The organism is Bacillus sp. PDNC022, assembly GCF_016919285.1.
GTDB lineage: Bacteria > Bacillota > Bacilli > Bacillales > Bacillaceae > Bacillus > Bacillus safensis.
In genome coordinates this window covers 1500648-1519515 of the sequence record NZ_CP070345.1, presented here as the reverse complement: position 1 = coordinate 1519515, position 18868 = coordinate 1500648, and the positions used below count along the sequence as shown (strand labels likewise).

Sequence of the window (18868 nt, the reverse complement as noted above, 5' to 3'; positions counted from 1 at the left end):
TTTGCTCAAAGACGATAAAAAATCCTTTTTTGCATTTAATCATGGTTTGTCCTTCTTTTCAAGGAACTTGTCTCATAGGATAAACAAGAGACAATCGAAAGTGATGGGTGCGGAGGGGTCACATGAAACGTTCAAATGAATCCGCTTTTCAGCTTGCCTTTGTATATGTAGGAACAGTGGTTGGAGCTGGGTTTGCGACAGGAAAAGAAATCGTAGAATTTTTTGTTCGTTTTGGCTGGATTGGACTATTAGGAATCCTGATTAGCGGCGTTATTTTTACTGGTCTAGGTGCAAAAATGATGCTGATTTCGAAGCGAATCGAAGCAGAGTCTTATCAAGATATGAATCGTTTTTTATTTGGCACAGCTGCGAGTCGTTATATTAATATTATAATGTTTTTTATTTTACTTGGTGTCACCTCAGTCATGATTTCAGGTGCAGGGGCTATTTTTGAAGAACAGCTTGGTATATCGAAGGAGTATGGGATCTTTTTGACGATCATTCTGAGCGTCATTGTACTCTTTAAAGGTTCAAAAGGGCTATTTGGAGTCAACGTCCTTGTCGTTCCAATGCTGATTTTCTTTTCAATGATCGTGTTTCTTGATTCATTTGTGTTTAGCAGCAGTGAAAGTTATGTTCTTGCGCTGCAAATGGGTGAGGGCGAGTGGATATTATCAGCAGTGTCATATGGTGCCTTTAATTTAGCACTGTCACAGGCAGTGTTAGTACCCGTCGCAAATGAAATGACCTCTGAAGCAGTCATTAAAAAGGGAGCGGTGCTTGGGGGCGTCATGCTGACACTCATTTTGCTTGCTTGCTTTTTATCTCTTTCTTCATTAGATATGCTGGAGGCGTTTGATATCCCAATGGCCCAGGTAGTGTATCAAGTCGCAAACTCCATTCATCTCATTTATCTATTTGTCATCTTCGGTGAAGTTTTTACATCCGTCATAGGCAATTTATACGGGCTGGAGAGACAAGTGAGGGCATATATCCGAATAAACAGCATCTTTACGATATCCCTTATTCTCATATGCTGCTATGTGATTAGTAAAATTGGTTACGGTACACTGATTTCAACGGTTTATCCGGTTTTTGGCTATGTCAGCATCTTTTTTATCCTCTTTCTTTGTCTGAAAAAAGTGCCTGCACCGCTAGATAAGTAAAGAAAGGATAGCCTGTATGAAAAATATGTGGTACACTATCCTCTGTGAAAATTGAACAAAAATCCGTGAAGACGGGAGAGGTTCTAGCAAAACCCTCTATAAAAAACTAAGGACTTGCCGTATCCTTGGATGTGGCATTTTTTATTTTTTATGGCTGGGACACCTCATACACATGTAAAGGTGTCTTTTCTTTTGAGAAAAATAGGGGTTTTTTAGGAGCCTTTCAGATGCAGTGTTGTACGGTTGTACTTATCTGCAAAAGGAGGAGAACAGAAAATGAAAAATGAAAAAGCAGTCGTTGTCTTTAGCGGGGGACAGGACAGTACGACATGTTTATTATGGGCACTGCAACAATTTGAAGAGGTAGAAACAGTGACCTTTCATTATAATCAGCGTCATCAAGAAGAAATTGATGTCGCCAAAAGAATCGCTGACAAATTAGGTGTGAAGAATCATCTATTAGATATGTCTCTTTTGAATCAGCTCGCACCTAATGCTCTAACAAGAGATGACATTGATATTGAGGAAAAAGAAGGCGAGCTTCCTTCCACATTTGTGCCAGGAAGAAACTTAGTGTTCTTATCCTTTGCCTCAATTCTTGCGTATCAAATTGGAGCAAGACATATTATCACAGGAGTTTGCGAGACAGACTTTAGCGGCTATCCAGATTGCCGTGACGAGTTTGTGAAATCTTGCAACGTCACAGTGAATTTAGCAATGGAAAAACCATTTGTGATTCATACACCACTGATGTGGCTGAATAAAGCAGAAACATGGAAGCTGGCAGATGAACTCAATGCGCTGGATTTTGTGAAAAATGAAACGCTCACTTGCTATAACGGCATCATCTCTGATGGCTGCGGGGAATGTCCTGCATGTAAGCTGCGAAAAAACGGCTATGACACTTATATGGAAATGAAGGAGGCAAAATAAATGCTTTCTCAAATCTATCCACAAACCAATCATCCATTTTCATTTGAATTAAACAAAGACATGCATGTATCAGCTGCCCATTTCATTCCGCGAGAAGATGCAGGCGCATGCAGCCGTGTTCATGGTCATACGTACACCATTAATATCACGATTGCGGGAGACGACCTAGATGACTCGGGTTTTCTTGTCAATTTCAGTACATTGAAGAAGCTCATTCATGGGCAGTACGATCACACGCTGCTTAATGATCATGAAGAATTCTCATCAAACGATCCATACGCGATGCCAACCACTGAGGTGGTGGCAAAGACTGTACATGACAAAGTCGCAGCGTATTTATCAACTTTAGCGAACAAGCCGACATGTGTTCAGGTCTTTGTCAGAGAGACACCAACAAGCTACTGCATTTACCGTCCGAAACGAGTTGAGATCAATGGCTAAAGCGATTCCTGTATTAGAAATCTTTGGTCCGACTATTCAAGGAGAAGGAATGGTGATTGGACAAAAAACAATGTTTGTCAGAACGGCTGGCTGTGACTACTCTTGCAGCTGGTGTGATTCCTCCTTTACATGGGATGGCTCAGCGAAGCATGACATTCAGTGGCTTGAGGCAGAAGACATTGTCAAAGAATTAAAAAGAATAGGCGGACAGGCTTTTTCTCATGTCACCATTTCAGGAGGAAATCCGGCGCTTTTAAAACAAATGGAATCCCTCATTGATTTACTGCATGAAGAAGGGATTGATACAGCGCTTGAAACACAAGGGACGATGTATCAGGAATGGTTTTTGAAAATTGATGATTTAACCATTTCTCCTAAGCCGCCAAGCTCGAATATGAAAACAGATTTTACAAAACTAACACGTATCATAGATGAGCTGAAAAACGGAAATAGATTGCATCATGCTAGCCTGAAGGTCGTGATCTTTGACGATCGTGATCTAGCCTATGCGAAGGATGTTCATGCGAAATACCCTGAGCTTCCGTTTTATTTGCAGGTAGGAAATGATGACACGACAACAGCTGATGATACGTATTTATTGACGCATTTATTAAAGAAATATGAAGCGCTCGTAGATCAAGTCGCGCAAGATCCAGACTTAAACCGCGTAAGAGTGCTGCCGCAGCTGCACACGTTATTGTGGGGAAATAAACGAGGCGTATAGAAAGGAAGAGATGACATGACGACAAGAAAACCAGAAGAATTAGAAGGTGTCACGTTACTAGGAAACCAAGGAACCAATTATTTATTTGATTATGCACCACAAGTGCTTGAAACGTTCCCAAATAAGCATACAAATAGAGATTACTTTGTGAAATTCAACTGCCCGGAATTTACATCACTTTGTCCGCAAACAGGACAGCCGGATTTTGCGACCGTTTATATCAGCTATATTCCAAATGAAATCATGGTCGAAAGTAAATCGCTAAAATTATATTTGTTCAGTTTCCGTAACCATGGTGACTTCCATGAGGACTGTATGAACATTATTATGAACGACCTAATTGAATTGATGGACCCAAGGTATATTGAAGTTTGGGGCAAATTTACGCCAAGAGGCGGAATTTCAATTGACCCGTATACGAACTACGGAAAACCTGGGACTAAGTATGAAGAAATGGCATCATATCGTATGATGAACCATGATATGTATCCAGAAACGATTGATAATCGCTAATAAATAGGAAAAGACATGCAGAATGCATGTCTTTTTTGTTGAGATTGAAGCGAATCGATTATAAAAAAAGAGAAGAGTCATGTCACTCTTCTCATACGAATGGGAATAGAACTTGCTAGGACGGCTGGGGGCTACCAGCTCGTAAACATATTATACATGACAGAACGTATGTTTGTAAAGAGGAATCATGCTTTTTTTGCTTAACTCATTTGATGTACGATAAAATAGAGGCAATGAATGATAAACGGAGGCGTTTGAAGTTGGCAAACAAAGAAGAGCGGGCAGAGCAGCTGCTAATGGATCTAAGGGAAGAGCTTCAAATGCTCGAACATCAAAACAAAGAACGGTATAAATGGAGTGCCTCTACATTGCTTGGAGTGATTGCCCTCTTAATTGATAAAGGAGTAATCACACCCGAGGAAGTCGAGATGTACAAGACGAAGGCGGAAATGCAAACCTTTCATATGAAAAAAGATTGATGCTTTCTTCATATGATGTAAGGTAAAAATAAGAAAAGGACATAACAAATTGATAACTCAATTGATATTATGTCCTTACTTCTGCAATTCGTTTTCACAGCATTAAACAAGCTTATACATTAAAACATCATCCCAGTATTCATGATCATTTATTTTAAATTCTTTTATTTTACGTCCTTCTTCTATAAACCCCATCTTTTTGTACAAAGAAATGGCCTTTTGATTTGTAGAGAAAACGGCTAAACTAACCTTTTCAATTGAAGGATTCTTTTCTGCCCAATGTAATAACGCTGTTAGTAACTTTTCCCCTACGCCTAAACCTCTATATCTCTTATGCACCATCAGCCCGAATGAACCCGTATGAGAAGTTCTTTTTCTATTTGATGAATGTTCAAAGGCTATCCATCCAATGACTTTCTCATCAGTTTGAGCAACTATGTACGTCTCGTTTTCATTTTCAATTCTTTTCTGTATCCATTCCCTGTGTTCTAAGAGGGTTTTTTTGTTTTCTTCAGGTGATGTAAGTAGATAATCTGATTCAGCAATAACTGATTTCTGTATTTCTAAAGTCATTTCAGTATCTTCCATTTTTCCAAAACGTACAATGATATCATTGGAATTTTGCATATTAGTTTCTCCTGTCTAGAGCTAATACAGCATCTTATCATTTTTTTTAAATGAAAAAGAAGGGTATTGAAATAGAAATCACCATTTGGTCAAATCGTGATTTACTTTGCTTTATATATACGTATGTACCGATCGTCTGAATTGAGGATTGCAAATTAATGTACGGAGTCTTTGATGATTTTATAGTTTTTATGATTAACGACTGTTAGTGAGTCCAGTTCTAAATCTCTATAGTTGTCCATAATGGTGACGTCCACAATGACAGAGTTTTCATTCACTTTTTCAACTACACCTGTTAAACCATTTCTAAATTCGATCACATTTCCAATTTTTGCAATCTTCAACCGATCCCTCTCCTTTAAAAACAGATTTCATTCCCTATTAAAAAGTATTTTGCAATATTTTCATACCAATGTAAAGGATAAAGACGTTTTTGTTTTGTTTTCGTTGTATGCTTTTCTAACGAATGGTATATTTAATATTTGATCATGGCTGAAAAGGAGCGGTTTTTTTGACTGAAGAACAAATCCTCACAATAATCGAATCTTTACGGAATGGGACGGAAAAACAAGTGACCATCCAAAAAGATGATTTTTTAACGTTTCGTTCTGTTTTGGTGAATCAAGATGATTTTAAACATTTTCGCGGGATCGCCAAACATGGTGGAGATGTTATTTTTGAATATCTTACAGAAGCAAGAAGCTAAAGCTTTTTCTCATTGATGAGAGAAAGCTTTTTTATTTTCATTCTTTTGTCACACTTCAAACCACTCTGATACATATGAAAAGAAAATGTAATAACCCATAATCAGGAGCATAAGGATGATGATAGGTGAAAAAGGGACCTTTTTAAGCGCTAACAATTCCATTTTATGTGCGCTCAACTAGGACATGCCATTTAATGACGGAATTTGGACAGGCATGTAAATCTTTGTGCGTGAAAATAGAATGAGCTCTTGTTAGAGTGGACAAGTATCTTACAGCCTACTTTTGATTAAAGGAGGAAAAAGGCGAATGATTAAAATTCATACAGCTCTTTTTGTCATCCTTATGCTCGTTGCAGCAATGAAGATGGACAATATACAAGAGCAGCAAGGCACATTAAGTCACGAACTTTCACAAGCACCTGTTAAACATCAGCTTTCATATATAGATCAAGATCACGATCAAGTCATCCCGGCATTTTCTGAGGAGAAGCGTCAGCCAAAAGTGAAAATGCTAAGTACGTCAACAGAAGAAAAGTCTTCAAAACCGAAGCAAAAGAAAAAAGTAAAATCTGAATCGACGAATAAGGCAAGCGGCAAACAGTATTCTAATGAAGAAATGGACTTGCTTTCTCGATTGGTACATGCTGAAGCGAAAGGTGAATCTTACGAAGGGAAAAAAGCGGTGGCAAGCGTTGTCTTAAACAGGGTGGAGCATCGTTCTTTTCCTGACAGTGTTAAAGGTGTGATTTATCAGCGAAATGCTTTCCAGCCAGTATCAAACGGAAGTATTCATGATAAGGCAGATCAAGATTCCATTAAAGCGGTGAAGCAGGTAGTAAAAGAGCATGACAGAACAACAAAGGCTATTTATTTTTATAATCCAAAAACGGCAACAGATCACTGGATTCGTTCCCGCAAAATTGTAGAACGCATCGGACGTCACGTATTTGCCGTATAAAGAAAAAGAGCGATCAATGAGATTGCTCTTTTTTTGTCTTCAATTATTAAAATATTTTTTGGACTTGTCTCATAGAATGTGAAAAGAATTTGCTTTAGACAAGGGGAGGCTACATGAATCGATTTGTAAAAGGGGTCATTCTGCTATCTGTCGCAGCTTTTATTGCGGAGTGTATAGAGTTTTTAGTCAATATGATTTTAGCGAGAGAGCTTGGAGAACATGGAATGGGTTTGTATATGAGTATCCTTCCAATCATCATGCTTGTCCTTGTGATCGCCAGCTTAGAGCTGCCAGTCTCCATTTCTAAATTCATTGCAGAATCACATGAGCGTCTCCACAAAAGTATGCTCCGCCATGCCTTTAAAATGACGCTTGTGGTGACAAGTACAACAACAGCTATAGCAGCCATTGTACTGCCTTTCATTCCAGTGTTTCAGTCGTATCATCCGCTTATGAAAGGATTGGTGCTGTCACTTATCCCGATTATTGCCTTTACCTCCATTGCCCGCGGCTATTTTATGGGAAAGCAGCAAATGGGCAGAATCGCTCTAGCCAACATGCTGAAGAAAACGATCCAGCTCATCTGCTTGTTTTTGTTTTTTCATTGGTATTCGTTTGATATTGAAACAGCAGTACTCATCGCCATTGGTGTCATTGTTGCGAGTGATCTTGTCGTCTTTATTTATTTATACTCCCAATACGTCATGGCGAAAAATGCTGTGAATGTCAGGTCTGTTGAATTAAGAGGGATTGATGTGCGAAAGCGCCTATTAGCCGTTTCCATTCCGACAACGGGCATGCGCATCTTTCATGCGATCGCCAATGCGGTTGAACCATTTCTAATCAAAGGAGCGCTCGTTGCAGCAGGCATTTCTGGAACACTTGCTGTTGATCATTACGGCATGCTGGCTGGTGTCGCAATGTCGATCGGTTTTTTCCCAGCGTTTATCGCTCATTCCATCATGATTGTGATGATTCCGAGTGTCTCTGAAGCCTATGCTTTAGGCCAGTATGATCTTGTGAAAAAACGTGTCAGACAGGCGATTCTCATAACGTTTGGATACGGGGTGCCGGCAGTGATGGTGATGTATTATTTTGCTTACCCGCTCACACAGCTCTTTTTTGATTCACCGCAAGCTGCTGTCTATTTACAGCTGCTTTGGCCATACTTTCTATGCCATTTGTTTGTGATGCCATTTCAGGCGTGTTTAATCGGTATGGGGCTCATCAAAGATGTGTTCCTACATAATATATGGGTGCATGTCGTCTCGTTTTCAATGGTGTATTTCCTCGGTTCAATTGAAAGCTTGAATATGATGGGGGTCATTTTAGGGATGAACACAGGCATGCTGCTTTTGACCGCACTGCATTATGCGACCATTTGTAAGGAGCTCGGCGTTTCAATGTTCCTTACATTGAAAAAAGCTTGAATGTCATCATCATCGAGCGGGCAAGCTATAAGAAAACTGGGAAGGAAGATCATGATGAATCGTAAACATCTACCCGCCAGTCTTCTGATGATGACCCTGCTGTTATTTCTAATGAGCGCAGCAGCAGAAGCAAAAGAGCCCGTAATGGCGCCAAGAATAGAGGCTCCAACATTAACTGGTGAAATGCAGATGGTTCCTGCAAAAGGAAAAAAGACCATTTTGCATTTTTGGACAACATGGTGTCCGTCCTGCAAAATGGAACTGCCTGCATTTGAGCAAATCGTGAAAGAAAATCAGAGTGATGTTGACATATTGACCGTGAATTTACTAGGTGCTGAACAAAGTAAACATGCTGTTGCCCAATTTGTGAAAGACAGAAGGTTTACATTCCCGATCCTACTAGATGAACACGGAGAAATGATGAAGAAATATCAAATCATCACCATCCCAACGACCTTTTTGATTAATGAAAAAGGAGAAGTGGTGAAAAATCATGTAGGTCCACTGACGAAAAAACAAATCAAAGAGTGGACAAATTCGTAGAACAAATCCTTTCTGTGAAAGAACCAATTCTGTTGGTTCTTTTTTGTGTTCATTTGCTTTTCATCTGAATACACTGTGCTCAGAAGAAAACGGAACGGTCTATATCAATAATGATAATTATTATCAAAAAGAAATTATAATAATTATTAATTGAAAATTGTTCAGAACCTGTTATAATGAGTTACAGACCAATAAAAAGCTTGAAATAGCAGAAAATATAGATGGAAAAAGAAACGGGCAACGATTGATAATATGAAAATGATTATCAATTAGAGAGGAGAAAACAATCATGAATGAGAATACAGCACTTTATCAAACGACAAATCAAAAGGAATCGAAATGGTCCTTACATAAATGGGCACAGCACGGAGAATTAATTGCAGCAGGTATCTCGGGGATTCTCATTTTAATTGGATGGATTCTAAAGGATCAGAGCATGTGGAGCATTCCTCTTTTCATCCTAGCATTTGTCATTGGAGGTTTTGCAAAGGCGAAGGAAGGAATTGAAGAAACGATTTCGTCAAAGACCTTGAATGTGGAACTTTTAATGATTTTCGCAGCAATAGGCTCAGCTCTGATCGGCTACTGGGCAGAAGGCGCTATCTTAATTTTTATTTTCTCACTGAGTGGTGCGCTTGAAACGTATACGTCAAATAAAAGCAAGAAAGATTTAACAGCATTAATGAGCATTGCACCAGATGAAGCAACTTTAATTGAAGAAGATGGTACGACCATTCAAATCGCCGCTTCATCATTGACACCAGGTGACCGTATTATGATCAAAGCTGGGGAACGCATTGCAGCAGATGGTGTGATTATAAGCGGGAGAACAAGTGTGGATGAATCTGCACTCACAGGCGAATCTGTTCCACAGGAAAAAGGGCAGGGCGAAGACGTATTTGCAGGGACAGTGAACTTAAATGGTTCTTTAACAGTGGAAGTCACTAAACATAATGAAGAAACGCTTTTCCATAAAATTATTAAACTTGTCGAATCCGCTCAAGAAAGTGTTTCGCCAAGCCAAGCATTTATCGAAAAATTCGAAGGTGCCTATGTAAAAGGTGTGCTGATCACCGTCGCGATTTTAATGGTTCTGCCTCATTTTGTACTCGGCTGGAGCATGAGTGAAACCTTCTACCGGGCAATGGTGTTTATGGTCGTTGCTTCACCTTGTGCTCTTGTTGCATCCATTATGCCAGCCGCACTGTCACTGATTTCAAATGGCGCAAGAAATGGGATGCTTGTCAAAGGAAGTGTCTTTTTAGAAAAACTAGGCACAAGCAGTATGATTGCTTTTGATAAAACGGGGACGATTACAAGCGGGAAGCCAGCCGTAGAACAAGTTGTCATGACGAAAGAGCAGGATGAATCAGCTTTTTATCAGGCACTCTATCAAATTGAGAGTCAATCAAACCACCCATTAGCGAAAGCAATTTCTGATATGGCAAAAGAGCACCAAACAGAAAGATCAGTCCATGTCACCATTGAAGAAACCTCTGGATTTGGTGTGAAAGCACAATTAAATGGAGAAACGTGGCGGATTGGGAAGAAAGACTTTGCTGGTAAGGCGTCAATCGACCGTGAGATTGAAGAGACAGGTGATGATCTTTCAGCGCAAGGATACACAGTGGTCTACGTTCAAAAGGGTGAACAAGTCGTTGGCTGCCTTGGTCTTAAGGATCAAATCAGACCTGAAGCCAAAAAAATGATTCAAGAACTAAATGATTTAGGCATCCAAACCGTCATGCTGACAGGAGATCAGCAAAAAACGGCTGAAGCCATTGCGCAGGAAGCCGGTATCCAAACCGTAGTGGCTGAATGTCTTCCAGATGAAAAGGTACATGAGGTCAATCAATTAAAAAAACAAGGTAATTCAATCATCATGGTAGGAGACGGAATCAATGATGCACCAGCGCTCGCCACAGCAGATGTTGGGGTTGCGATGGGCGGAGGCACAGACGTTGCCTTAGAAACAGCAGATCTCATCTTAATGAAGAATAATTTAAATAACCTCACAAAAATGATCCGTCTTTCAAGAAAAATGAATCGAATCATTAAGCAAAATATTATTTTCTCACTAACGGTGATCTGTCTGTTAATTTGTGCGAATTTCTTACAAGTGCTCGATCTGCCTTTTGGCGTCATTGGGCATGAAGGAAGTACGATTTTGGTCATTTTAAATGGTCTGCGTCTGCTTCGTGCATCTTAAATCAATCATCAGGGCGCACTGGTTACATGCCAGTGCGCTTTTGTGCGAAATACAGCAAAAACTGATACAATAGACCAGTAGTAAAACGTGTGAGGAGGATCATGATGAACCGAATGAAGAACTTGTCTTCTTGGCTTAAGAAAGAAGACATTCAAGGTGCATTTATACATACAAAGGAAAATGTGTTTTATCTATCTGGATACTTCACAGAGCCGCATGAAAGAGTGATGGGGCTGTTTGTGTTCCAAGAGGCAGAACCATTTTTTATTTTGCCTAAAATGGAAGTTGAGCAGGCAAAAAATGCAGGATGGTCCGGCGATATCATTGGATATGAAGATCATGAGAATCCATTTGATTTCATTCAATCAGCGATAGAAAAACGAGGTGTTCAAGCGGCACGTCTTGCGATTGAAAAAGAATCGATTCCGCTTCAAAGAGCAGAACAGCTCCAAGATGTCACCGGTGCAGAAACTTTCGTCCGGGCTGAAGAAAAGCTCAATCAGCTCAGACTGATTAAGGATGAATCTGAAATTGCTACACTGAAAAAAGCGGCTGAATTGGCAGATGAAGGTGTGAAAATTGGGGTTAACGCCTTAAAAGAAGGAATTACAGAAACAGAAGTGCTCGCTGTCATTGAATATGAACTAAAGAAAAAAGGCATTCAAGGCATGTCCTTTTCCACCATGGTTCTCTTTGGTGAAAAATCAGGCGAACCTCATGGAAATCCGGGGCAGGCAGCCTTAAAAAAAGGCGATTTTGTATTATTTGACCTTGGCGTCATTGTAGATGGTTATTGTTCAGACATTACAAGAACATTCATTTATCAGGAAGCTTCTGAAAAGCAAAAGGACATCTATCAAACCGTCTTAAATGCAGAAATGGCAGCACTTGAAATGAGTAAGCCAGGCGTGAGAATCGGTGATCTTGATTTAAAAGCTCGCGGACTGATCACAGAAGCAGGGTATGGTGAATATTTCCCTCATCGTCTTGGACATGGATTAGGGGTTTCTGTTCATGAATTTCCTTCTATGAGTCAGGCAAATGACGACCTTCTGCAAGAAGGTATGGTGTATACGATTGAACCAGGAATTTATGTGCCAGGAGTCGGCGGCGTAAGAATTGAAGATGATGTTCTCATTACGGCAGATGGTCCAGTCACCTTAACCAATTATCCGAAAGAGCTGACGATCATCAAGTAATGAAAAAAATCACGATGAACGTCCAGGTCTTGGAAGCGTCATCGTGATTTTTTATCACTCTTCTCGATCCTTATCAACAAAAAAATCATCAATTGATTGAAACGGTTTGATTTTATGTTCTTTTCCTAAAGGATGTAGTGCAAAACGAGCAGAAAACAAAACAGTCATACATAATATAATCCATATGATGAAACCCATCTTGAATTCCCCTTTCCATCCAGTGATTTGTTCAGCTCACATACATCTTAAAGTATGAAACGCTTACCATATCAAGAGAAAGTAGGAGAAAAAATGGCAAACATAAGGGAGATTGCGAAAAGAGCGGGCGTATCTGTGACAACCGTATCACGTGTGTTGAATGAGCATCCTTATGTTAAAGAAGAAAAAAGAGAACGTGTTCTACAAGCGATGGAAGATCTCAAGTATACGAGAAACATTCAGGCGGTCCATTTAGCGAAGGGCTATTCGAATATGCTTGGCATTGTCCTTCCAAACATTGAACACTCTTATTTCAGCACACTCGTCACAGGTATTGCAGAGAAAGCACAGGCGCGCGGTATGCATTTTGCTTTATTTCAAACAGGATATGACCCATTAAAAGAAAAAGAAGCGTTGATGAGTTTAAAAGAACGCCGTGTGGACGGTTTAATATTTTGTTCAAATGCGTTAAGTGATAGGCACATTTTAAAGTGGCAGGAATCAGGACCGATTATATTTTGTCATCCTGCGCCGCACGATCAATGCTCAACTGTGTCGATTGCGCATGATCAAGCATTTAAGGAAGGTCTGCATCATTTGGCGGCATGCGGCCATCAACGAATTGCGATCGTTCTCGCCAGAACAGAAGGAGCGAATAGCGAGTCGCGCCTTCAGGCTTATCAAGACATGATGCAATCGCTCGGGCAGACGATTGATGAGGAATGGATCATCGAAGGGAAGTTATCCCTGCTTGATGGGAAGCAATTATTTGCAGAATGGCAGGAAATGAAAAATCGTCCTACAGCTTTATTCATCACAAATGACGAAGTCTCTGCAGGCTTTTTATTAGAGGCGCAGCGTCATGACATAAAAGTAGGAGAATCACCAGCCATACTCAGCTTTCAAAATAACCAATTGAGTGAGGCTTTGGGGATTTCCAGCATTCATATTCCCCTCAAACAAATGGGGCAGGAAGCGTTTGACTTGTTCGACCGGGCATTAAAGGGAGAGGAATCAGAAAAAAGAATGTTGCCATTTCGCCTGATTGAGCGAACAACAACCGTTTTGAAAAACAATCGTTGACGCACGTTTCATCTGTTTTGTACGATAAGAGGGATTGAATAAGAAGGAGGTGGGGATGTTCATGGAATCCTTCACCGTTGATAAAGCGTTAAATAATAATGTCATCATCGCAAGACACCCTTCTTTGGGCGAAGTGGTTCTGATTGGGAAAGGGATCGGCTTCGGGAAAAAATCGGGGGATCATCTCGATCAAGACGTGTTTGAAAAGATGTTTGTGTTAAAAAACACGAAGGAACAAACAGAATATAAACAACTGCTTCATCATATTGATGAGAACATGATCGAGCTTGCCAATGACATCATTTATCATATACGAAAAAAAATGGGGCAGCGCTTGAATGAACATATTCATGTTGCACTGACTGATCATATTGCGTTTAGTTTTAAGCGGGTGCAGCAAGGCTATGATATCACGAACCCTTTTATGCTTGAGACGCAATCGTTATATCCAAAAGAATACGAGGTCGCAAAGGAAGTCGTTGAACTGATTAACGAGCGGCCAGATGTCGAAACAAAGCTGCCAGAAGGTGAAATTGGCTTTATAGCGCTCCATATTCATTCAGCTTTGACGAATCGGCCTTTATCTGAGGTGAACCGTCATTCGCAGCTGATTACGCAAATGGTCCAAGTCATCGAAGATTCATTTCATATGAAAGTAGACAGAGAAAGTATTCATTATTTACGCTTATTACGCCATATTACGTTTTCAATTGAGCGTATAAAACGGGGAGAATCATTAGAGGAGCCAGAAAAATTGCTTCATCTATTGAAAAATGAATATCCTTTATGCTACAATACTGCTTGGAAAATGATCAAAATTTTGCAGCATGCATTGAAAAAGCCTGTACAGGATGCTGAGGCCGTCTACCTGACACTTCATCTGTACAGATTGACAAATAAAATTTCATAGTTTCCTAGAAACGTGTAACTGATTCGATCAGGCATGAGTGACTTAAGGTAAATACAGGATAAGATCCTGTTATTTGCGCAACCTTATATCACCATGCCTTTTTTTTGCGTTTGAAAGTGAAATGTAAACGGTTAATTATGAAATGTACGTCAGGGAGCAGCCCGAATGTATGTTGTAAGCGAAAACAAAGGAGGTTCAACCAGTGTTTAAATCACTTTTTGGTGTGTTGCAAAAAATTGGACGAGCACTCATGCTTCCAGTTGCGATCCTTCCTGCTGCCGGTATTTTACTTGCACTTGGGAATGCGATGCAAAATCCGCAGCTGATTGATGTAGCTCAATTTTTAAGCAATGATACGATTCAGCTTGTTGCAAGTGTCATGGAGAATGCGGGGAACATCGTCTTCTCGAATCTTCCGCTTTTATTTGCTGTAGGGGTTGCCATCGGTCTTGCCAATGGAGACGGAGTGGCAGGGATTGCCGCTATCATCGGTTACCTTGTCATGAACGTAACGATGAGTGCCGTATTAATGGCCAACGGATCTATTCCATCCGATTCAATCAAATTGGCTAAGTTCTTTAAGGAAAGCCATCCAGCATATGTAAATATGCTCGGCATACCGACCTTGTCTACCGGCGTTTTTGGCGGGATTATTGTCGGGGTATTAGCGGCTTATATGTTTAATAAATTTTACAAAATTGAGCTCCCGCAATATCTTGGCTTCTTTGCTGGTAAGCGTTTTGTTCCAATCGTCACTTCTATTTCAGCACTTATTTTAGGGCTTTTAATGCTAGTCATTTGGCCGCCAATCCAAGGTGCATTGAACTCATTTTCAACAGGACTGCTTGCAGCAAATGAGCCGCTGGCTGCCTTTGTATTCGGTGTCATTGAACGCTCATTAATTCCGTTTGGTCTGCACCACATATTCTATGCACCATTCTGGTATGAATTTTTTAGCTATAAGAGCTTATCAGGAGATATTATCCGTGGTGACCAGCGTATCTTCATGGCGCAAATCAAAGATGGTGTTCAGCTGACAGCTGGTACATTCATGACAGGGAAATATCCATTCATGATGTTCGGTCTTCCAGCAGCAGCTCTTGCGATTTACCATGAAGCAAAACCAAAGAATAAAAAGCTAGTAGCAGGAATTATGGGATCAGCGGCCCTTACTTCTTTCCTAACAGGGATCACTGAACCACTTGAATTCTCATTCTTGTTTGTTGCACCGATATTATTTGCGATTCACTGTGTATTTGCTGGATTATCCTTTATGATAATGGATATTCTAAACGTGAAAATCGGGATGACCTTCTCAGGAGGGTTAATCGACTTCTTCCTATTTGGTATCCTGCCGAATAGAACCGCTTGGTGGCTTGTCATTCCAGTAGGTCTCGTACTTGCAGTCATTTACTACTTCGGATTTAGATTCGCCATTCGTAAATTTAATCTGAAAACGCCAGGCCGCGAGGATGAAGCAGCAGACGGAGCAAGTGAGGCGAAGTCTGAAAAAGGTAATGACTTGCCTTATGAAATCCTTGAAGCAATGGGTGATCAAGAAAACATTAAGCACCTTGATGCTTGTATTACGCGTTTACGTGTCACTGTTAATGATCAGAAGAAAGTGGACAAAGACCGCTTGAAAAAGCTTGGCGCTTCAGGTGTTCTCGAAGTAGGGAACAACATCCAGGCAATCTTCGGTCCGCGCTCTGATAATTTAAAAACACAAATGCAAGATATCATTGCAGGCCGCACGCCTCGTCCAGCGAAAGACCCTTCTGCAAAAGAAGAAGTCAGCCAGCAGGTCGAAGAAGTCATTGCAAAGCCGCTTCAAAATGAACAAGGTGAAGAAATTTTTGCTTCACCAATTACAGGGGAGCTTCATCCAATTACAGATGTACCAGATCAAGTATTCTCAGGGAAAATGATGGGTGACGGTTTCGCTATCTTGCCAACAGATGGAACGGTGGTTTCACCGGTAAGAGGGAAGATTTTAAATGTGTTCCCAACGAAACACGCTATTGGCCTGCAATCTGATGGTGGGCTTGAAATTTTGATCCACTTCGGAATTGATACGGTCGGCCTCAAAGGAGAAGGATTTGAAGCATTTGTACAAGAGGGAGATCAAGTAGAAATCGGTCAAAAACTTTTAGAGGTTGATATTGATATAATTAAGACTGAAGTACCATCTTTGATGACACCAATTGTATTTACCAACTTAAGTGAAGGACAATTTATTGACCTTCAAGAATCCGGTGAAATTAAAGCTGGACAAGAAAACATCATGAAAATTTCAAAATAATTTTCATAACTGCCGTTCTTGTTAGATGACAAGCTCGGCAGTATGATATAATATTGTGGATGTATTAATTGTATAAAAAGGAGATTGATAAAAATGGCTCAACAAACATTCAAAGTAACTGCAGATTCTGGAATTCACGCACGTCCTGCAACAGTTCTTGTACAAACTGCTAGTAAATATGATGCTGATATCAACTTAGAATATAATGGTAAAACAGTGAACCTGAAATCTATTATGGGTGTAATGTCTCTAGGAATTGCGAAAGGTGCTACAATCACAATCTCTGCTTCTGGTTCTGATGAAAATGATGCACTTGCTGCGCTTAAAGACACAATGAAAAGTGAAGGCCTAGGCGAGTAATGCAACAACTGAAAGGAATCGGTGCTTCAGCAGGCGTTGCGATTGCAAAAGCATATCGTCTGGAAGAACCAGATTTAACAGTTCACCAAAAAGACATCAACGATCCAGAGACAGAAGTGAAGCGTTTTGAAGAAGCAATTCATGTTTCTAAACAAGAACTTGAAGCAATTAAAGAACATGCGCTAAAAGAGCTTGGCCAAGACAAAGCAGATATCTTTTCTGCCCACCTTCTTGTGTTAAGTGATCCTGAACTGCTAAGCCCAGTAAAGGATAAAATCAAATCTGATAAAGTAAATGCTGAATTTGCTTTAAAAGAAACAGCGACAATGTTTGTCACAATGTTCGAAGCAATGGACAATGAATACATGAAGGAACGTGCAGCGGATATTCGCGACGTAACGAAACGTGTGATTGGACATTTGCTTGGCGTTGACATTCCAAACCCAAGCATGATTTCTGAAGAAGTCATCATCATTGCTGAAGATTTAACACCTTCTGATACTGCTCAGCTGAACAGACAATTTGTCAAAGGATTTGCGACAGATATCGGCGGTCGTACTTCTCACTCAGCGATCATGGCAAGATCTATGGAGATTCCAGCAGTTGTTGGGACAAAAGAAGCAACAAAAACGGTGAAAAACGATGATCTGATCATTGTGGATGGTATTACTGGAGACGTCATCATTCAGCCTTCTGAAGATGAAGTGAAAGCGTATCAAAAAAAGCATGAAGACTACTTAGCTCAAAAAGCGGAATGGGCGAAACTTGTTGACCAGCCAACGGTTACAAAAGACGGCGTTCACGTAGAGTTAGCTGCAAATATCGGAACACCTGAAGATGTAAAAGGTGTACTTGAAAATGGCGGCGAAGCAGTTGGATTGTACCGTACTGAATTTTTATACATGGGCAGAGAGCAGCTTCCTACAGAAGAAGAGCAGTTCGATGCGTATAAAACAGTTTTAGAGAAGATGGAAGGGAAAGCAGTGGTTGTCCGCACACTAGATATTGGTGGCGATAAAGAACTTCCTTACTTGCAGCTTCCAAAAGAAATGAACCCGTTCCTAGGGTATAGAGCTATTCGCCTTTGCCTGGAAGAACAGGAGATTTTCAGAACACAACTACGCGCATTACTTCGTGCGAGTACATATGGAAACTTGAAAATCATGTTCCCTATGATCGCGACGTTATCAGAATTTAGAGAAGCTAAAGCCATTTTACTTGAAGAAAAAGAAGCATTGGTTGCCGCTGGTACAGACGTTTCTGATTCCATTGAAATCGGAATGATGGTAGAAATTCCATCAACGGCTGTGATCGCAGACCAATTTGCAAAAGAAGTAGATTTCTTCAGTATTGGAACGAATGATTTGATTCAATACACAATGGCTGCTGATCGAATGAACGAACGAGTGTCTTATCTTTACCAGCCTTACAACCCAGCGATTTTACGTCTTATTACGCTTGTGATCGAAGCAGCGCATAAAGAGGGTAAATGGGTCGGCATGTGCGGTGAGATGGCAGGAGATGAAATCGCAATCCCGCTTCTACTTGGATTAGGATTAGATGAATTCTCAATGAGTGCAACATCCATTCTTCCAGCTAGAACGCAGCTAAGCAAGCTTTCTAAGGAAGAAGCGGCATCATTTAAAGAGCATATTTTATCACTTAGCACAACAGAAGAAGTGGTTGATTTCGTTAAGAAAACATTTCAACAAAACTAAGTGAATGAAAACCAGACAGGTGAAACTGTCTGGTTTTTTTGTCGAATTTTATCATATTGAGTCATATTGGGCAGTGAGAAGGGTACCCTATAATTAAAAATGGAGGTGACCAGATTGCCTTTCTCAGACTATAAACCGGGTGATCAAGTATATGTGATTTATCGAAATCCACATGCTGCAAACGTAGCACAAATTAAAGAAGCAGAAATTGTTTCACATCCATACAACGAAGAAGAGCTCGCTCTATTTTTACTTGAAACGTATCATCCACTAGCACCTGATGATGCTGTGTTTCCAACATATGAAGAAGCAGAAGCTCTTTATCAAGACTTGTTTGAATAAGGGAGATTTTAGAAAGGATAAAAGCCA

Annotated in this window: 21 protein-coding genes and 1 riboswitch; of the genes, 18 read left to right on the top strand and 3 right to left on the bottom strand. The window is 40.3% G+C overall.

The window, feature by feature from the left end; translation table 11 throughout:
* Positions 1-122: 122 nt before the first annotated feature.
* From JVX94_RS07910 to JVX94_RS07885, 6 genes are all read left to right on the top strand, one after another.
* Complete coding sequence (locus tag JVX94_RS07910; RefSeq protein ID WP_095408337.1) at positions 123-1166, top strand: YkvI family membrane protein; 1044 nt, start codon at positions 123-125, stop codon at positions 1164-1166.
* Between the two features lie 71 nt (positions 1167-1237).
* Positions 1238-1282, top strand: a riboswitch (PreQ1 riboswitch).
* A 160-nt stretch (positions 1283-1442) separates the two neighbouring features.
* The gene (queC, locus tag JVX94_RS07905) at positions 1443-2099 is read left to right on the top strand and encodes a 7-cyano-7-deazaguanine synthase QueC (protein WP_024424683.1); all 657 of its coding nucleotides are present in this window, start codon (positions 1443-1445) and stop codon (positions 2097-2099) included.
* Positions 2100-2540 (top strand): 6-carboxytetrahydropterin synthase QueD, encoded by a 441-nt coding sequence (gene queD / locus JVX94_RS07900; protein ID WP_095408338.1) that lies wholly within the window; start codon positions 2100-2102, stop codon positions 2538-2540.
* On the top strand, positions 2533-3264 hold the full coding sequence (queE, locus tag JVX94_RS07895; RefSeq protein WP_203129726.1) for a 7-carboxy-7-deazaguanine synthase QueE: 732 nt from the start codon (positions 2533-2535) through the stop codon (positions 3262-3264). The genes queD and queE overlap by 8 nt, the downstream gene beginning before the upstream one ends.
* A 15-nt stretch (positions 3265-3279) precedes the next feature.
* A complete protein-coding gene (gene queF / locus JVX94_RS07890; protein ID WP_003211403.1) occupies positions 3280-3777 on the top strand; it encodes a preQ(1) synthase in 498 nt (165 codons plus the stop codon).
* Positions 3778-4037: 260 nt separating this feature from the next.
* Positions 4038-4256, top strand: coding sequence for a hypothetical protein (locus JVX94_RS07885; RefSeq protein ID WP_120207154.1), 219 nt, complete (start codon positions 4038-4040; stop codon positions 4254-4256).
* A 102-nt stretch (positions 4257-4358) separates the two neighbouring features.
* On the opposite strand, the gene JVX94_RS07880 is transcribed toward JVX94_RS07885, so the two are convergent.
* Positions 4359-4883 carry a GNAT family N-acetyltransferase gene (locus JVX94_RS07880; RefSeq protein ID WP_205185138.1) on the bottom strand — a complete coding sequence of 175 codons (525 nt, stop codon included), beginning with the start codon at positions 4881-4883 and terminating at the stop codon, positions 4359-4361.
* A gap of 155 nt (positions 4884-5038) precedes the next feature.
* Complete coding sequence (locus JVX94_RS07875; protein ID WP_003211747.1) at positions 5039-5227, bottom strand: YkvS family protein; 189 nt, start codon at positions 5225-5227, stop codon at positions 5039-5041.
* Positions 5228-5394: 167 nt separating this feature from the next.
* Between JVX94_RS07875 and JVX94_RS07870 the strand changes: the two genes are divergently transcribed.
* From JVX94_RS07870 to JVX94_RS07845, 6 genes are all read left to right on the top strand, one after another.
* Positions 5395-5589, top strand: a complete 195-nt coding sequence (locus tag JVX94_RS07870; RefSeq protein WP_039178090.1) for a hypothetical protein — start codon at positions 5395-5397, stop codon at positions 5587-5589.
* A 307-nt stretch (positions 5590-5896) separates the two neighbouring features.
* Complete coding sequence (locus tag JVX94_RS07865) at positions 5897-6547, top strand: cell wall hydrolase (RefSeq protein ID WP_044331914.1); 651 nt, start codon at positions 5897-5899, stop codon at positions 6545-6547.
* Positions 6548-6660: 113 nt separating this feature from the next.
* On the top strand, positions 6661-7977 hold the full coding sequence (locus JVX94_RS07860; RefSeq protein WP_048238742.1) for a polysaccharide biosynthesis protein: 1317 nt from the start codon (positions 6661-6663) through the stop codon (positions 7975-7977).
* A gap of 54 nt (positions 7978-8031) precedes the next feature.
* A complete protein-coding gene (stoA, locus tag JVX94_RS07855; RefSeq protein WP_111291319.1) occupies positions 8032-8520 on the top strand; it encodes an endospore biogenesis thiol-disulfide oxidoreductase StoA in 489 nt (162 codons plus the stop codon).
* A gap of 289 nt (positions 8521-8809) precedes the next feature.
* Positions 8810-10729: a heavy metal translocating P-type ATPase gene (locus JVX94_RS07850; RefSeq protein ID WP_205185135.1), complete on the top strand. Its 1920-nt coding sequence runs from the start codon at positions 8810-8812 to the stop codon at positions 10727-10729.
* 104 nt (positions 10730-10833) lie between these two features.
* On the top strand, positions 10834-11928 hold the full coding sequence (locus JVX94_RS07845) for a M24 family metallopeptidase (RefSeq protein ID WP_111291321.1): 1095 nt from the start codon (positions 10834-10836) through the stop codon (positions 11926-11928).
* Positions 11929-11982: 54 nt separating this feature from the next.
* Here JVX94_RS07845 and JVX94_RS07840 read toward each other — a convergent pair whose 3' ends face one another.
* On the bottom strand, positions 11983-12126 hold the full coding sequence (locus JVX94_RS07840) for a hypothetical protein (protein ID WP_162842493.1): 144 nt from the start codon (positions 12124-12126) through the stop codon (positions 11983-11985).
* A 93-nt stretch (positions 12127-12219) separates the two neighbouring features.
* On the opposite strand from JVX94_RS07840, the gene JVX94_RS07835 reads away from it, so the two are divergent.
* From JVX94_RS07835 to JVX94_RS07810, 6 genes are all read left to right on the top strand, one after another.
* Positions 12220-13209: a LacI family DNA-binding transcriptional regulator gene (locus JVX94_RS07835; protein ID WP_095408347.1), complete on the top strand. Its 990-nt coding sequence runs from the start codon at positions 12220-12222 to the stop codon at positions 13207-13209.
* A 55-nt stretch (positions 13210-13264) separates the two neighbouring features.
* A complete protein-coding gene (glcT, locus tag JVX94_RS07830; protein ID WP_111291323.1) occupies positions 13265-14119 on the top strand; it encodes a glucose PTS transporter transcription antiterminator GlcT in 855 nt (284 codons plus the stop codon).
* 202 nt (positions 14120-14321) lie between these two features.
* On the top strand, positions 14322-16421 hold the full coding sequence (gene ptsG / locus JVX94_RS07825; RefSeq protein ID WP_205185132.1) for a glucose-specific PTS transporter subunit IIBC: 2100 nt from the start codon (positions 14322-14324) through the stop codon (positions 16419-16421).
* 93 nt (positions 16422-16514) lie between these two features.
* Positions 16515-16781, top strand: a complete 267-nt coding sequence (locus JVX94_RS07820; protein ID WP_003211078.1) for a phosphocarrier protein HPr — start codon at positions 16515-16517, stop codon at positions 16779-16781.
* Complete coding sequence (ptsP, locus tag JVX94_RS07815) at positions 16781-18499, top strand: phosphoenolpyruvate--protein phosphotransferase (RefSeq protein WP_095408350.1); 1719 nt, start codon at positions 16781-16783, stop codon at positions 18497-18499. The genes JVX94_RS07820 and ptsP overlap by 1 nt, the downstream gene beginning before the upstream one ends.
* Positions 18500-18613: 114 nt before the next feature.
* Complete coding sequence (locus JVX94_RS07810; protein WP_003211490.1) at positions 18614-18841, top strand: transcriptional regulator SplA domain-containing protein; 228 nt, start codon at positions 18614-18616, stop codon at positions 18839-18841.
* Positions 18842-18868: the final 27 nt, after the last annotated feature.

What these genes read in the sequence shown, in the direction of transcription:
- JVX94_RS07910 (WP_095408337.1), top strand. Translation starts at nt 123, where the DNA reads ATGAAACGTTCAAATGAATCCGCTTTTCAGCTTGCCTTTGTATATGTA.
- queC (WP_024424683.1), top strand. Translation starts at nt 1,443, where the DNA reads ATGAAAAATGAAAAAGCAGTCGTTGTCTTTAGCGGGGGACAGGACAGT.
- queD (WP_095408338.1), top strand. Translation starts at nt 2,100, where the DNA reads ATGCTTTCTCAAATCTATCCACAAACCAATCATCCATTTTCATTTGAA.
- queE (WP_203129726.1), top strand. Translation starts at nt 2,533, where the DNA reads ATGGCTAAAGCGATTCCTGTATTAGAAATCTTTGGTCCGACTATTCAA.
- queF (WP_003211403.1), top strand. Translation starts at nt 3,280, where the DNA reads ATGACGACAAGAAAACCAGAAGAATTAGAAGGTGTCACGTTACTAGGA.
- JVX94_RS07880 (WP_205185138.1), bottom strand. Translation starts at nt 4,883, where the DNA reads ATGCAAAATTCCAATGATATCATTGTACGTTTTGGAAAAATGGAAGAT.
- JVX94_RS07865 (WP_044331914.1), top strand. Translation starts at nt 5,897, where the DNA reads ATGATTAAAATTCATACAGCTCTTTTTGTCATCCTTATGCTCGTTGCA.
- JVX94_RS07860 (WP_048238742.1), top strand. Translation starts at nt 6,661, where the DNA reads ATGAATCGATTTGTAAAAGGGGTCATTCTGCTATCTGTCGCAGCTTTT.
- stoA (WP_111291319.1), top strand. Translation starts at nt 8,032, where the DNA reads ATGAATCGTAAACATCTACCCGCCAGTCTTCTGATGATGACCCTGCTG.
- JVX94_RS07850 (WP_205185135.1), top strand. Translation starts at nt 8,810, where the DNA reads ATGAATGAGAATACAGCACTTTATCAAACGACAAATCAAAAGGAATCG.
- JVX94_RS07845 (WP_111291321.1), top strand. Translation starts at nt 10,834, where the DNA reads ATGAACCGAATGAAGAACTTGTCTTCTTGGCTTAAGAAAGAAGACATT.
- JVX94_RS07840 (WP_162842493.1), bottom strand. Translation starts at nt 12,126, where the DNA reads ATGGGTTTCATCATATGGATTATATTATGTATGACTGTTTTGTTTTCT.
- JVX94_RS07835 (WP_095408347.1), top strand. Translation starts at nt 12,220, where the DNA reads ATGGCAAACATAAGGGAGATTGCGAAAAGAGCGGGCGTATCTGTGACA.
- glcT (WP_111291323.1), top strand. Translation starts at nt 13,265, where the DNA reads ATGTTCATGGAATCCTTCACCGTTGATAAAGCGTTAAATAATAATGTC.
- JVX94_RS07820 (WP_003211078.1), top strand. Translation starts at nt 16,515, where the DNA reads ATGGCTCAACAAACATTCAAAGTAACTGCAGATTCTGGAATTCACGCA.
- ptsP (WP_095408350.1), top strand. Translation starts at nt 16,781, where the DNA reads ATGCAACAACTGAAAGGAATCGGTGCTTCAGCAGGCGTTGCGATTGCA.